The sequence below is a fragment of the Leclercia sp. CFBP8987 genome (assembly GCF_034044995.2).
In the GTDB taxonomy this organism is placed as follows: Bacteria; Pseudomonadota; Gammaproteobacteria; order Enterobacterales; family Enterobacteriaceae; genus Enterobacter; species Enterobacter tamurae.
In genome coordinates, this window is the sequence record NZ_CM188255.1 from 1037024 (window position 1) to 1051055 (window position 14032).

At 52.3% G+C, this 14032-nt stretch carries 12 protein-coding genes; 6 read left to right on the forward strand and 6 right to left on the reverse strand.

The genetic code is table 11. From position 1 onward, the window contains the following. Positions 1–8 precede the first annotated feature (8 nt). From SOM40_RS04870 to SOM40_RS04895, 6 genes are all read right to left on the reverse strand, one after another. Positions 9–335 carry a cytochrome o ubiquinol oxidase subunit IV gene (locus tag SOM40_RS04870; protein WP_106992139.1) on the reverse strand — a complete coding sequence of 109 codons (327 nt, stop codon included), beginning with the start codon at positions 333–335 and terminating at the stop codon, positions 9–11. Next, positions 335–949, reverse strand: coding sequence for a cytochrome o ubiquinol oxidase subunit III (locus tag SOM40_RS04875; protein WP_032616828.1), 615 nt, complete (start codon positions 947–949; stop codon positions 335–337). The genes SOM40_RS04870 and SOM40_RS04875 overlap by 1 nt, the downstream gene beginning before the upstream one ends. Continuing rightward, entirely contained in the window at positions 939–2930 is a 1992-nt protein-coding gene (cyoB, locus tag SOM40_RS04880) for a cytochrome o ubiquinol oxidase subunit I (protein WP_106992140.1), read from the reverse strand. Before cyoB ends, SOM40_RS04875 begins: the two co-directional genes overlap by 11 nt. A gap of 16 nt (positions 2931–2946) precedes the next feature. Further along, entirely contained in the window at positions 2947–3894 is a 948-nt protein-coding gene (gene cyoA, locus SOM40_RS04885; RefSeq protein WP_106992141.1) for a cytochrome o ubiquinol oxidase subunit II, read from the reverse strand. Between the two features lie 475 nt (positions 3895–4369). After that, positions 4370–5845 carry a muropeptide MFS transporter AmpG gene (gene ampG, locus SOM40_RS04890; protein ID WP_320530622.1) on the reverse strand — a complete coding sequence of 492 codons (1476 nt, stop codon included), beginning with the start codon at positions 5843–5845 and terminating at the stop codon, positions 4370–4372. A gap of 45 nt (positions 5846–5890) precedes the next feature. Next, positions 5891–6469 (reverse strand): lipoprotein, encoded by a 579-nt coding sequence (locus SOM40_RS04895; RefSeq protein ID WP_106992143.1) that lies wholly within the window; start codon positions 6467–6469, stop codon positions 5891–5893. Positions 6470–6773: 304 nt separating this feature from the next. Here SOM40_RS04895 and bolA point away from each other — a divergent pair, with 304 nt between their 5' ends. From bolA to hupB, 6 genes are all read left to right on the forward strand, one after another. Then, the gene (bolA, locus tag SOM40_RS04900) at positions 6774–7091 is read left to right on the forward strand and encodes a transcriptional regulator BolA (protein ID WP_039032378.1); all 318 of its coding nucleotides are present in this window, start codon (positions 6774–6776) and stop codon (positions 7089–7091) included. A 331-nt stretch (positions 7092–7422) separates the two neighbouring features. Further along, positions 7423–8721, forward strand: a complete 1299-nt coding sequence (gene tig / locus SOM40_RS04905) for a trigger factor (protein WP_106992144.1) — start codon at positions 7423–7425, stop codon at positions 8719–8721. 260 nt (positions 8722–8981) lie between these two features. Continuing rightward, positions 8982–9605, forward strand: a complete 624-nt coding sequence (clpP, locus tag SOM40_RS04910; RefSeq protein WP_032616835.1) for an ATP-dependent Clp endopeptidase proteolytic subunit ClpP — start codon at positions 8982–8984, stop codon at positions 9603–9605. 127 nt (positions 9606–9732) lie between these two features. Continuing rightward, positions 9733–11007 carry an ATP-dependent protease ATP-binding subunit ClpX gene (clpX, locus tag SOM40_RS04915; RefSeq protein WP_032616836.1) on the forward strand — a complete coding sequence of 425 codons (1275 nt, stop codon included), beginning with the start codon at positions 9733–9735 and terminating at the stop codon, positions 11005–11007. 184 nt (positions 11008–11191) lie between these two features. Next, positions 11192–13546 carry an endopeptidase La gene (gene lon / locus SOM40_RS04920; protein WP_106992145.1) on the forward strand — a complete coding sequence of 785 codons (2355 nt, stop codon included), beginning with the start codon at positions 11192–11194 and terminating at the stop codon, positions 13544–13546. Positions 13547–13756: 210 nt separating this feature from the next. Further along, on the forward strand, positions 13757–14029 hold the full coding sequence (hupB, locus tag SOM40_RS04925; RefSeq protein ID WP_002444653.1) for a nucleoid-associated protein HU-beta: 273 nt from the start codon (positions 13757–13759) through the stop codon (positions 14027–14029). Positions 14030–14032: the final 3 nt, after the last annotated feature.

Below are 14032 nucleotides of genomic sequence, written 5' to 3' on the forward strand. Positions count from 1 at the left end.
CGCCGCTCTTAGTGAACCATCATGTTGTAGTTGAGGTTCCACATAATCCAGATGGAGCCGACTACCAGGATTGCGATGATAATCACGGTAAAGATAAATGCCGTCAGGTTCCAGCCTTCATCGGATTTAGTGTTCATGTGCAGGAAGCAAACCAGATGCACCAGAATCTGAATCACCGCCGTCACCAGGATTGCACCCAGGATAACCGGCTTAGACGCACTACCGTTCATCACCATCCAGAACGGAATCACCGTCAGGATGATCGACAGGATAAAACCTGTCATGTAGGTTTTTACGCTACCGTGGGAAGCGCCATGATCGTTTGAATGACTCATTACATCGCCCCCATCAGATAGACTACAGAGAACACACAGATCCACACCACATCCAGGAAGTGCCAGAACAGACTCAGGCACATGATACGGGTACGGTTAGTGCTGGTCAGGCCGCGACGGGATACCTGGAACATCAGAACCGCCATCCAGATCAGACCAGAGGTTACGTGCAGACCGTGGGTACCGACCAGCGCGAAGAACGCTGACAGGAAGCCGCTACGATCCGGACCGAAACCTTCGGCAATCAGGTGGTGGAATTCATAGATTTCCATCCCGATAAATCCAGCACCAAACAGCCAGGTCAACGCCAGCCAGGAGACAACCTGGCTCTTGTTGTTCTTGTACATGGCAATGGCAGCCATGCCGTAGGTGATGGAGCTGAATAACAGCAGTGCGGTTTCAACCAGTACGAACGGCAGCTCGAAAATGTCCTTACCGGTCGGGCCGCCCGCTGTGCCGTTCACCAGAACGGCATAGGTTGCGAACAGACAGCAGAACAGGATGCAGTCGCTCATCAAGTAGATCCAGAAGCCGAAAACTTTCATCGGCCCTGTATCGTGGTGCCCGTGTTCATGCGCATGGGCAGTCGCGTGGGTTAAAGTATCAGTTGCCATTTTTCAGCCCCGCTTTAGCAATCTCGTCGAAATGCTGTTTTTCCAGAATTTCAACTTCACGGACTGGTACGTAGTAGTCCACGTCCTCATCAAAGCTCTTCACAATCCAGCTGATCACGATGCCAGCAAAGCCGACGATCGCAAGCCACCAGATGTGCCAGATCATAGCGAAACCAAATACCGTAGCGAAGGCGGCGATAACCATGCCCGCTGCGCTGTTTTTCGGCATATGGATCTCTTCATAATGCGCTGGTTGCTTATACGCTTCGCCTTTTTCTTTCATTTCCCAGAATGCGTCACGCTCATGAATGTGCGGCACAACGGCAAAGTTATAGAACGGCGGAGGAGAAGAGGTTGCCCACTCCAGCGTACGGCCACCCCATGGGTCACCGGTCAGATCACGATTCTGATCGCGGTCGCGAATAGAGACGTAGAACATATACAGCTGGGACGCGATACCACAGGCAATCAGCGCTGCACCCACCGCTGCAACAACCAGCATTGGGTGGAACTGCGGATCGATCTGCTGGCTCAGACGACGGGTCATACCCATGAAGCCCAGCACGTACAGCGGCATAAATGCCACGAAGAAGCCGATGATCCAGAACCAGAACGCGCGTTTACCCCATTTTTCGTTCAGCGTGAAGCCGAACGCTTTTGGCCACCAGTAAGTTACGCCAGCGAAGCAGCCGAAGACGACGCCGCCGATGATAACGTTATGGAAGTGCGCAATCAGGAACAGGCTGTTGTGCAGTACAAAGTCAGCGCCCGGTACAGCCAGCAGTACGCCGGTCATCCCACCTACGGAGAAGGTGACGATGAAGCCGATGGTCCACAGCATGGCTGAGTGGAACTGGATACGCCCCTGGTACATGGTGAACAACCAGTTGAAGATCTTAACCCCGGTTGGGATCGCGATAATCATGGTGGTGATACCGAAGAAGGCGTTTACGTTCGCGCCTGCACCCATAGTGAAGAAGTGGTGCAGCCAGACGATGAACGACAGGACGGTAATACACACGGTTGCCCACACCAGCGAGGTGTAACCAAACAGACGCTTACGTGAGAAGGTCGCTGCGATTTCGGAGAACACACCGAAGACCGGCAGAACCAGGATGTACACTTCAGGGTGACCCCATGCCCAAATCAGGTTGATGTACATCATCATGTTGCCGCCCATATCATTGGTGAAGAAATGGGTGCCCAGATAGCGATCCAGGGTCAGCAGCGCGACGGTGACAGTCAGAATTGGGAATGACGCGATAATCAGGATGTTGGCGCACAGAGATGCCCAGGTAAATACTGGCATCTTGAACATCGTCATACCTGGTGCACGCATCTTCAGGATGGTCACGAAGAAGTTAATACCGGTCAGGGTAGTACCGACACCGGAGAGCTGTAGCGCCCAGATCCAGTAATCAACACCTACGCCAGGACTGTACTCAATTCCCGAAAGCGGTGGGTAAGCCAGCCAACCAGTCTGTGCGAATTCACCTACGCCCAGAGAGAGGTTAACCAGAATCACACCGACAACCGTGAACCAGAAGCTCAGGTTGTTCAGGAACGGATACGCAACGTCGCGCGCGCCGATTTGCAGCGGAACGACAACGTTCATCAGACCGATAACCAGCGGCATCGCCACGAAGAAGATCATAATCACGCCGTGCGCGGTAAAGATCTGGTCGTAGTGGTGCGGCGGCAGGAAGCCTGCTTCGCCAGCGGAGGCAAGCGCCTGCTGGCTACGCATCATGATTGCATCAGCAAAGCCACGAATTAACATGACGATACCGACGATGCAGTACATGATACCGAGTTTTTTGTGGTCAACCGAAGTCAGCCACTCATTCCACAGGTAGCTCCACTTACCGAAGTAAGTGATTAAGCCAACTAAGGCTGCGCCACCAATGACAATGGCAGCAATCGTAACCATGATAATCGGCTCATGGTACGGCACTGCATCCAGTGTTAATTTTCCGAACATTTTCTTCCTCGGCCCCTTAGTGAGAGGTTTCCGCGTGGCTCATGTCCATGCCTTCCATCCCTTCGTGCGAGCTATGCTCACCTTCAGGTTGGGTCACGTCCATGCTCTTGCCGTGGTCCATAAATTTGCCAATAACGTCTTTGAACAAATTCGGTTTCACGTTAGAGAAGTACTCCACCTTGTTGTATTCGCTAGGTGTTGCCACTTTGTCGAACGTAGCCATGTCAGACATGGTGTTCGGAGACTGTTTCGCTTTAGCAACCCACTGGTCGAAAGCGGCACGGTCCGGAGTGGCAATGGCTTTGAACTTCATACCAGAGAAGCCCGGGCCACTGTAGCTGGCGGAGATACCATCATAGGTGCCTGCTTCATTCGCGATCAGGTGCAGGTTGGTCTGCATACCGGCCATCGCGTAAATCTGGCTGCCCAGACGCGGGATAAAGAAGGAGTTCATCACGGAGTTAGACGTTACTTTGAACTGCACCGGGACGTTCGCCGGGAAGGCGATTTCGTTCACGGTAGCAATGCCCTGTTCCGGGTAGATGAAGAACCATTTCCAGTCCATGGAGACGACTTCGATCGTAATCGGTTTCTCATCGTGAACAAGCGGTTTTGCAGGTTCGAGCGCGTGAGTGGTTTTCCATGTCAGTACGGCAAGGAACAGGATGATCAGAATCGGCACCGTCCAGACCACAGCTTCCACTTTATTGGAGTGTGACCAGTTAGGGCTATACTTCGCATCTTTGTTGCTCGCACGATACTTCCAGGCGAAACCAACAGCCATCAAGATGGCGGGAATCACGACGATCATCATCAGGCCGAAAGCCGTCAGAATGAGCGAACGTTGCTCCAGTCCAATCTGTCCTTTGGGGTCTAGCAGCGCAGAATCACAGCCACTGAGTAAAACAGTGCCTGCAAATAACGACAACCATCCCAAACATTTATTGTATTTCCTAAGTGTCATTTAACGACCTCAATTCCACGGGGACCTGGTGGCGTTTAAAGTGTGGGGGCATTTTACGGGAAGGTTACATTACTGTAAACATCATTAGACCTGTGTCAGGAACGTGTTACCGGGTTCTGCCAGGGAAGTCACAGATGTTGCAAATTATAGCCGTTTTTCAGACGCAAGCACCGCCAGCCGGGCTTTATAACGAAACAGACTCTGTAGGTAGGGTAAAAAGGGCAATTGGTATAACCATTGCTAAAAAAACACAAATCATTAACAAATAATTATCAATAAAGAGACAACTAAAAAACGTAAAATTAATGTTTCGTTTGCTGAATCGGTTAACGAAAAATATCCTCTGTTCCTTGTTCCAATAATTTCCGAAATTCTAAGAGGCACGAAACAACAAATATTATTTTGCGCGAACGAATTTATTCGCCGTTATAATTTACCAGGGTGATTACAACGTAAAATAACCTTTTTTATGGTTTTACACCTTTTGGCTCTCACGCATAGCCAGGTAGTCGAGGAGACCCCCTGTGAGGATCCCGGTCAGCGCCAACAGCGCACCGATGTCCAGCAGCAGCAGGGCAAACGGAAGGGCGAGAATGGTCGTGGCATTAACGATCAGGACCACCAGCCACAGGGCCAGCATCACACATCCCGCCAGCAATATTCTTAATGCGAAGCGATAGGCCGACGGGAAATGCGTCCTGACCATAAAGTGTTCTGTCTGCTGGGTATATTCCAGCGAGCGGCGACATATTAATAGCAGCAGCAATCCCGGAATGGCCGCAAAGACCGAGAAGAGATAAAACTCAGCCCACCCGTGCGCTTCCACAAACCAGCCAGCGATAGGGCCGACATAGACCCGGCCCACGGCCGAGAGCGCAGAGAGCAGGGCGAACTGTGTCGCGGAGAAGGATTTGTTGCACAGGGTCATCAGCAGCGCGACAAACGCAGCCGTTCCCATCCCGCCGCACAGATTTTCAAAGAACACCGCCGCCGCCATGCTGAGCATCTGTTTATCGGTAATCGAGAGCAGCCAGTAACCGGCGTTAGAAATCCCCTGCAAAATGCCGAAGATCAGCAGCGCGCGGAACAGGCTTAAGCGCTGCATCAGCACGCCGCCATACAGCGCGCCGATAATGGTGGCAATCAGCCCCAGCGTCTTATTTACCACGCCGACTTCACCGGCATCGAAGCCTACGCCGCGGATCAAAAAGGTGGTGGTCAGGCTCATGGCAAACGCATCCCCGAGCTTATACAGCACAATCAGCAGCAGAATGAGCCAGGCATTGTTACGGCCAAAGAAGTCGCGCAGCGGTTCGGCAACCGCCTGTTCGAGGGAGCGAGGAACCGGGATAACATCGCTCGGTTCCGGGGCGAGGAACGTGGCGATCATGCAGGGAATGAGCAGCGCGGCCATCAGCCAGTACATGCCCTGCCAGCCGAGGTAACGATCCGCCAGCCATAAGGCCAGTCCGCCTGAAACCAGCATTCCCAGACGGTAGCCCAGAACGCTTATCGCAGCTCCGGTGCCACGCTCTTCGGCAGAGAGAACGTCGGTTTTCCAGGCATCAAAAACGATATCCTGGGATGCCGAACAGAAGGCAATCACCACCGCCAGCGCAGCCATCCAGCGCAGCTGCGATCCAGGTTCGAGGAAGCCCATGGCGGCAATCGCCAGCATCAGCAATACCTGGGTCATCAGCAACCAGCCACGACGCCTGCCGAGAAACGGCGGGGTGTAGCGGTCCATCATCGGCGACCATAAGAACTTGAAGACATAGGCCTGGCCGACCAGCGAGAAGAAGCCGATAGTTTTAAGATCGATATTCTCTACGGTCATCCACGCCTGTAGCGTGCCGGATGTCAGGGCAAGGGGTAAACCGGAGGCGAAACCGAGGATCAGCAGGATAGCTGATTTAGGTTGCTGGAAAATACGTAAGTATTGACTGGACATGAGCAGGCAAACTGACCCGACCGGAGGTCGGGTCAGCAGGCAGGATTAACGTGCGTTCTGCTTGATGAAGTCGTGAATGCTGGTGTCCTGCGCCATATCGGCGATGGTGTCGGTCAGCACGCTGTTGACGGCATTAGCGATATTCTTGTTGGTGGCCTGGAAGGCACCTTCAACAGAGTAGCTTGCGCGGTAGTTCTTGTTCATCTTATTGCCGTTCTTCGCGGTGGCGATGATGGCGATATCGGCTTTGGTCGCGATGTTGTAGCGCACATTGCCCTGAGAAACGTCAGCGTAAAGGTTATTGACGATAATCTGCAGATCAACCGCACCGCTTGGGCCAACCATGTAACCGCGGGAAGTCATTTGTTTCTCGAGCACTTCCTGCAACAGGAAACGCAGATCGCGTGAAGCAGTGAGGGTCACCAGCTGGTTATCACGGGTCACTTTCGCCAGCGCCTGGTCTTTACGCTGATCCGCGCCGTTGATGCTCACAGTGACGCCCATCAGGCTTGGATCCTGCTGTGGCAGAGTGATCTTCGGAGAAACATCAATGGTGGTAGGCGGGGTTGCACAGCCGGCCAGCATAAACAGGGCGACCATAGGGAAAAGGAGTTTTTTTAACATGTTCAGGCTCTCAGCGAATCGTAAGCATATATAGAAAAAAATTGCCGCCATCATAACATCGCCAACGGCAAGGGGAAGTGGTCAACGCATGTAAATTCATCGCCTTGTCTGAAAACTGACCACCTGAAACGCTTTTCCGTTATCCGGGCGACAAAACGACTCCCCCCTTATAGGGCTTCATACGCTTGAATGAGAAAATCAGATGAAAGCTAAATTTTTGTTGTCTTCTTGTTATGCAAGCGGTAAAAGCGGCTAACATTTAAAGGGATGGGTGACATCTCAGCGTTGTCGGAGGAGTAATTTCATGATGATACGTGAACAGATTGAAGATAAGTTAAGGGCGGCGTTTGAACCTGTGTTCCTCGAAGTCGTCGACGAAAGCTATCGTCATAACGTACCGGCAGGCTCTGAGAGCCACTTTAAAGTGGTGCTGGTCAGCGATCGTTTCGCTGGTGAGCGTTTTCTCAATCGTCACCGTATGATCTACGGAACCCTGACGGAAGAGCTCTCAACCACGGTCCATGCGCTGGCATTACACACGTATACGATCAAAGAGTGGAAGGGACTGCAGGATACGATTTTCGCATCGCCACCGTGCCGCGGGGCCGGGACGATCGCGTAATAAATCCTGTTTGCAACAGCGGGAGCTTTTCCAGTATGTTGCATAAAGATTACGTCAAAACGGCCTGCGGGCCGTTTTGTTTTGTCCGGGTTTTGAGCCGGTGGCGCGATTTTAAGGCCGAAAATAGCCTGAAATTGTGAAAAAAGCCGCAGCAACATGCGCCAACCGTTCTCGACTCACTAAAGTGATGCCGCTATAATGCCGCGTCTTAATATGAATGTCTTCGGGATGATTCTGGCGACAGGGAATGTGAATCTGCTAAGAGAGCATCCCGGTATTGCGAGGCAAATTCAGAGTTGACCGAGCACTGTGATTTTTTTGAGGTAACAAGATGCAAGTTTCAGTTGAAACCACTCAAGGCCTTGGCCGCCGTGTAACGATTACAATCGCTGCTGACAGCATCGAAAACGCTGTAAAAAGCGAGCTGGTCAACGTAGCAAAGAAAGTCCGTATTGACGGCTTCCGCAAGGGAAAAGTACCGATGAATGTCGTTGCTCAGCGTTATGGCGCTTCTGTTCGCCAGGACGTGCTGGGTGACCTGATGAGCCGCAACTTCGTTGACGCGATCATCAAAGAAAAAATCAACCCAGCCGGTTCCCCGACCTATGTTCCGGGCGAATACAAAATGGGCGAAGACTTCACCTACGCGGTAGAGTTCGAAGTTTACCCTGAAGTTGAGCTGAAGGGTCTGGACGCGATCGAAGTTGAAAAACCAGTCGTTGAAGTGACTGAAGCTGACGTTGACGGCATGCTGGACACCCTGCGTAAGCAGCAGGCGACCTGGAAAGACAAAGACGGTGCTGCGGATGCAGAAGACCGCGTCACCATCGACTTCTCCGGCTCAGTAGACGGCGAAGAGTTCGAAGGCGGCAAAGCCTCTGACTTCGTACTGGCAATGGGCCAGGGTCGTATGATCCCAGGCTTTGAAGACGGTATCAAAGGCCACAGCGCAGGCGAAGAGTTCACTATCGACGTGACCTTCCCGGAAGAGTACCACGCTGAAAACCTGAAAGGTAAAGCAGCGAAATTCGCGATTACCCTGAAGAAAGTTGAAGACCGCGAACTGCCAGAACTGACTGCAGATTTCATCAAACGTTTCGGCGTTGAAGATGGTTCTGTTGAAGGTCTGCGTGCAGAAGTGCGTAAAAACATGGAACGCGAGCTGAAAGGCGCCGTGCGTAACCGCGTTAAGTCTCAGGCGATCGACGGTCTGGTTAAAGCGAACGAAATCGAAATCCCTGCGGCCCTGATCGACAGCGAAATCGACGTTCTGCGTCGCCAGGCTGCACAGCGTTTCGGTGGCAACGAGAAACAAGCTCTGGAACTGCCACGTGAGCTGTTCGAAGAGCAGGCTAAACGCCGCGTTGTTGTTGGTCTGCTGCTGGGCGAAGTGATTCGTACCCACGAGCTGAAAGCTGACGAAGAGCGTGTTAAAGGCCTGATCGAAGAGATGGCTTCTGCCTATGAAGATCCGTCAGAAGTGGTTGCTTTCTACGGCAGCAACAAAGAGCTGATGGAAAACATGCGCAACGTGGCTCTGGAAGAGCAGGCTGTTGAAGCCGTTCTGGCCAAAGCGAAAGTGTCTGAAAAAGCCACTTCTTTCAACGAACTGATGAACCAACAGGCTTAATTCTGCCTGCTTCGTTTAAAGTTTGAGCAAAAAACCCGTTGCCTCCCGGCGGCGGGTTTTTTTTATCACGGTTATAAATCCCAAAGCGTGATAAAACGCCTTTTCAGTGTTAGCGTTAAAACAAAAGATTGTTATGCTTGAAATAGGGCTGAGCCGCCCCCATTAGTGGGGAAGCAGTATTAAAGAGACTGGCTGATAATCCGTCCACAAGGTTACAATCAGTACAGCAGGTATTTTCATTTTTTATCCAGGAGACGGAAATGTCATACAGTGGCGAACGAGATAACTTTGCACCCCATATGGCGCTGGTGCCAATGGTTATTGAACAAACCTCTCGAGGTGAACGTTCTTTTGATATCTACTCCCGTCTGCTTAAAGAACGCGTTATCTTCATGACCGGCCAGGTGGAAGACCACATGGCGAACCTGATCGTAGCGCAGATGCTGTTTCTGGAAGCGGAAAACCCGGAAAAAGACATTTACCTGTACATCAACTCCCCAGGTGGCGTGATCACTGCCGGGATGTCCATTTACGATACCATGCAGTTCATCAAGCCTGATGTAAGCACCATTTGTATGGGCCAGGCAGCATCGATGGGCGCATTCCTGCTGACCGCAGGGGCGAAAGGTAAGCGTTTCTGCCTGCCGAACTCGCGCGTAATGATTCACCAGCCGCTGGGCGGGTACCAGGGCCAGGCAACAGACATTGAAATTCATGCCCGTGAAATCCTGAAGGTAAAAGGGCGCATGAATGAACTTATGGCTCATCATACGGGTCAATCATTAGAGCAGATCGAGCGTGATACCGAGCGCGATCGCTTCCTGTCCGCACCAGAGGCAGTAGAGTACGGCTTAGTCGACTCCATTTTGACCCACCGTAATTGATGCCCACGGCGTGGGTGTGCCGCTATACTATGGTAGGGCGGCATTTTGCTAACCAGCAGCCTGCGTCTGAGAATGGCATTTGCGTCGTCATGTGCGGCACAAAGAACTTAAAAAGAGGTTTTGACTCATGACAGATAAACGCAAAGATGGATCGGGCAAACTGCTTTATTGCTCTTTTTGCGGCAAAAGCCAGCATGAAGTGCGCAAACTGATTGCCGGGCCATCCGTGTATATCTGCGACGAATGTGTCGACTTATGTAACGACATCATCCGCGAAGAGATTAAAGAAGTCGCACCACACCGTGAGCGCAGCGCGTTACCAACGCCGCATGAGATCCGTCATCATCTTGATGACTACGTCATCGGCCAGGAACAGGCGAAGAAAGTGCTGGCAGTGGCGGTGTACAACCACTACAAACGTCTTCGTAACGGGGATAACAGCAACGGCGTTGAGCTGGGCAAAAGTAACATTTTGCTGATCGGCCCAACCGGTTCGGGTAAAACCCTGCTGGCAGAAACCCTGGCGCGTCTGCTGGATGTTCCGTTTACCATGGCGGATGCCACCACCCTGACCGAAGCCGGTTATGTGGGTGAGGATGTGGAAAACATCATCCAGAAACTGCTGCAGAAGTGCGATTACGACGTTCAGAAAGCCCAGCGCGGTATCGTGTATATCGATGAGATCGACAAAATCTCGCGTAAATCCGATAACCCGTCGATCACCCGTGACGTGTCCGGTGAAGGCGTGCAGCAGGCATTGCTGAAACTTATCGAAGGGACGGTTGCCGCTGTTCCACCGCAGGGCGGTCGTAAGCATCCTCAGCAGGAGTTCCTGCAGGTTGATACGTCCAAGATCCTGTTTATCTGTGGCGGTGCGTTTGCTGGCCTGGATAAAGTCATTGCTAACCGCGTTGAAACCGGCTCGGGTATTGGCTTTGGCGCGACGGTGAAGGCGAAGTCTGAAAAAGCGAAAGAGGGCGAACTGCTGACCCAGGTTGAGCCAGAAGATCTGATCAAGTTTGGTCTGATCCCTGAGTTCATTGGTCGTCTGCCGGTTGTCGCCACCCTGACAGAACTGAGTGAAGACGCGCTGATTCAGATCCTGAAAGAGCCGAAAAATGCCCTGACCAAGCAGTACCAGGCGTTGTTCAATCTGGAAGGCGTTGAGCTGGAGTTCCGCGACGAAGCACTGGATGCGATTGCTAAAAAAGCAATGGCACGTAAAACCGGTGCACGTGGTCTGCGTTCAATCGTTGAAGCTGCCCTGCTCGATACCATGTACGATCTTCCTTCAATGGAAGAGGTTGAAAAAGTGGTTATCGACGAGTCCGTCATTGCTGGCCAAAGCAAGCCGCTGCTGATTTACGGCACGCCGGAAGCCCAGCAGGCCTCTGGCGAATAATTCGCCAGAGCATACAAGCAGTTAATCAAAAAGGGGGGATTTAATCCCCCCTTTTATTTTTCCGTAAACATGGCGTTGAATGTGTGGGAATCATCCCCATATACTGGATTACATGTTAATGGTTGCATGAAGCACAGTCCTGCAACCTGATTACCTGGCGGACACTAAACTAAGAGAGAGCTCTATGAATCCTGAGCGTTCTGAACGCATTGAAATCCCCGTATTGCCATTGCGCGATGTGGTGGTTTATCCGCACATGGTCATACCCTTATTTGTAGGGCGGGAAAAATCTATCCGTTGCCTTGAAGCCGCCATGGATCATGATAAAAAAATCATGCTGGTTGCGCAGAAAGAAGCATCAACGGATGAGCCGGGTGTAAACGATCTTTTCACCGTCGGGACCGTGGCCTCTATTTTACAAATGCTGAAGCTGCCTGATGGCACCGTGAAGGTGCTGGTCGAGGGGCTGCAGCGTGCGCGTATTACCACGCTATCTGATGATGGCGAACACTTCGCAGCAAAAGCCGAATACCTGGACTCGCCTCAGCTTGACGAGCGTGAGCAGGAGGTGCTGGTTCGCACCGCGATCAGTCAGTTTGAAGGCTATATCAAGCTGAATAAAAAAATCCCACCAGAAGTGCTGACGTCGCTGAACAGCATCGACGATCCTGCACGTCTGGCTGACACCATCGCTGCGCACATGCCGCTGAAGCTGGCTGACAAACAGTCCGTGCTGGAGATGTCCGACGTTAACGAACGTCTGGAATATCTGATGGCGATGATGGAGTCTGAAATCGATCTGCTGCAGGTTGAGAAACGCATTCGCAACCGCGTGAAAAAGCAGATGGAGAAATCTCAGCGTGAGTACTATCTGAATGAGCAAATGAAAGCCATCCAGAAAGAGCTCGGTGAGATGGACGATGCACCGGACGAAAACGAAGCGCTGAAGCGTAAGATCGACGCGGCGAAAATGCCGAAAGAGGCAAAAGAGAAGGCCGAAGCAGAACTGCAGAAGCTGAAAATGATGTCTCCAATGTCGGCAGAAGCAACGGTGGTTCGCGGCTATATCGAGTGGATGGTTCAGGTTCCGTGGAATGCCCGCAGCAAGGTCAAAAAAGACCTGCGTCAGGCCCAGGAGATCCTGGATACCGACCACTACGGCCTGGAACGCGTCAAAGACCGCATCCTTGAGTATCTCGCGGTTCAGAGCCGTGTTAATAAGCTCAAGGGCCCAATTCTGTGCCTGGTCGGGCCGCCGGGGGTGGGTAAGACCTCTCTGGGCCAGTCCATTGCCAAAGCGACCGGACGTAAGTACATCCGTATGGCGCTGGGCGGCGTGCGTGACGAGGCGGAAATCCGCGGTCACCGTCGAACCTATATCGGTTCCATGCCGGGCAAACTGATCCAGAAAATGGCAAAAGTAGGGGTTAAAAACCCACTGTTCCTGCTGGATGAGATCGACAAAATGTCGTCCGACATGCGTGGCGATCCGGCTTCAGCCCTGCTTGAAGTGCTGGATCCAGAGCAGAACGTGGCGTTCAGCGATCACTACCTGGAAGTGGACTACGACCTCAGCGATGTGATGTTTGTGGCTACTTCCAACTCCATGAACATCCCGGCCCCGCTGCTGGACCGTATGGAAGTGATCCGTCTTTCTGGCTACACCGAAGACGAAAAACTGAACATTGCCCGTCGTCACCTGCTGTCGAAGCAGATTGAACGTAACGCACTGAAAGAGAGCGAATTGACCGTTGATGACAGTGCGATCATCGGCATTATTCGTTACTACACCCGTGAAGCGGGCGTGCGTAGCCTGGAGCGTGAAATCTCCAAGCTGTGTCGTAAGGCGGTGAAACAGTTGCTGCTCGACAAGACGCTGAAGCACATTGAAATTAATGGCGACAATCTGCACGAATACCTCGGGGTTCAGCGTTACGACTATGGCCGTGCGGACAGCGAAAACCGCGTCGGTCAGGTAACCGGTCTGGCGTGGACGGAAGTGGGTGGCGATCTGCTGACCATTGAAACCGCCTGCGTACCGGGTAAAGGTAAGCTGACCTACACCGGCTCGCTGGGTGAAGTGATGCAGGAGTCCATTCAGGCTGCGCTGACCGTGGTGCGCGCGCGTGCGGAAAAACTGGGTATCAATCCGGACTTTTACGAAAAACGCGACATTCACGTTCACGTGCCGGAAGGGGCAACGCCGAAGGATGGTCCAAGCGCGGGTATCGCGATGTGTAGCGCCCTGGTCTCCTGCCTGACCGGCAACCCGGTGCGTGCTGATGTGGCGATGACCGGTGAAATCACCCTGCGTGGCCAGGTTCTGCCGATTGGCGGTTTGAAAGAAAAACTGCTGGCTGCACACCGTGGCGGCATTAAAACGGTCCTCATCCCGTATGAGAACAAGCGCGATCTGGAAGAGATTCCGGATAACGTTATCGCCGATCTGGATATTCATCCGGTGAAACGAATTGAGGAAGTTCTGACCCTTGCACTGCAGAATGAGCCTTACGGAATGCAGGTTGTGACCGCAAAATAGTGACCTCGCGCAAAGAGCGTCAATAAAAACAAGGCTGGTGAGCGATTTCGGGCTTGCCAGCCTTTTTTTGTATAGCTAATTTAGATTGCTGATTGGGCCAGCCATCAACAACGGGTGTTGTAAGGTCATGGCAGGCCTGATATAACTGCTGCGCGGTCGCGTTGTGAAGGATTCAGACGCGATATAAATTATAAAGAGAGGAAGAGAAGAGTGAATAAATCTCAACTGATTGACAAAATTGCTGCGGGTGCTGACATCTCCAAAGCTGCGGCTGGACGTGCGTTAGATGCTTTGATTGCTTCTGTTACCGAATCTCTGCAGGCTGGGGACGACGTGGCGCTGGTAGGTTTTGGTACTTTTGCTGTTAAAGAGCGTGCTGCCCGTACTGGCCGCAACCCTCAGACCGGTAAAGAGATCACCATCGCTGCTGCTAAAGTTCCGGGCTTCCGCGCCGGCAAAGCGCTGAAAGACGCAGTAAACTGATCG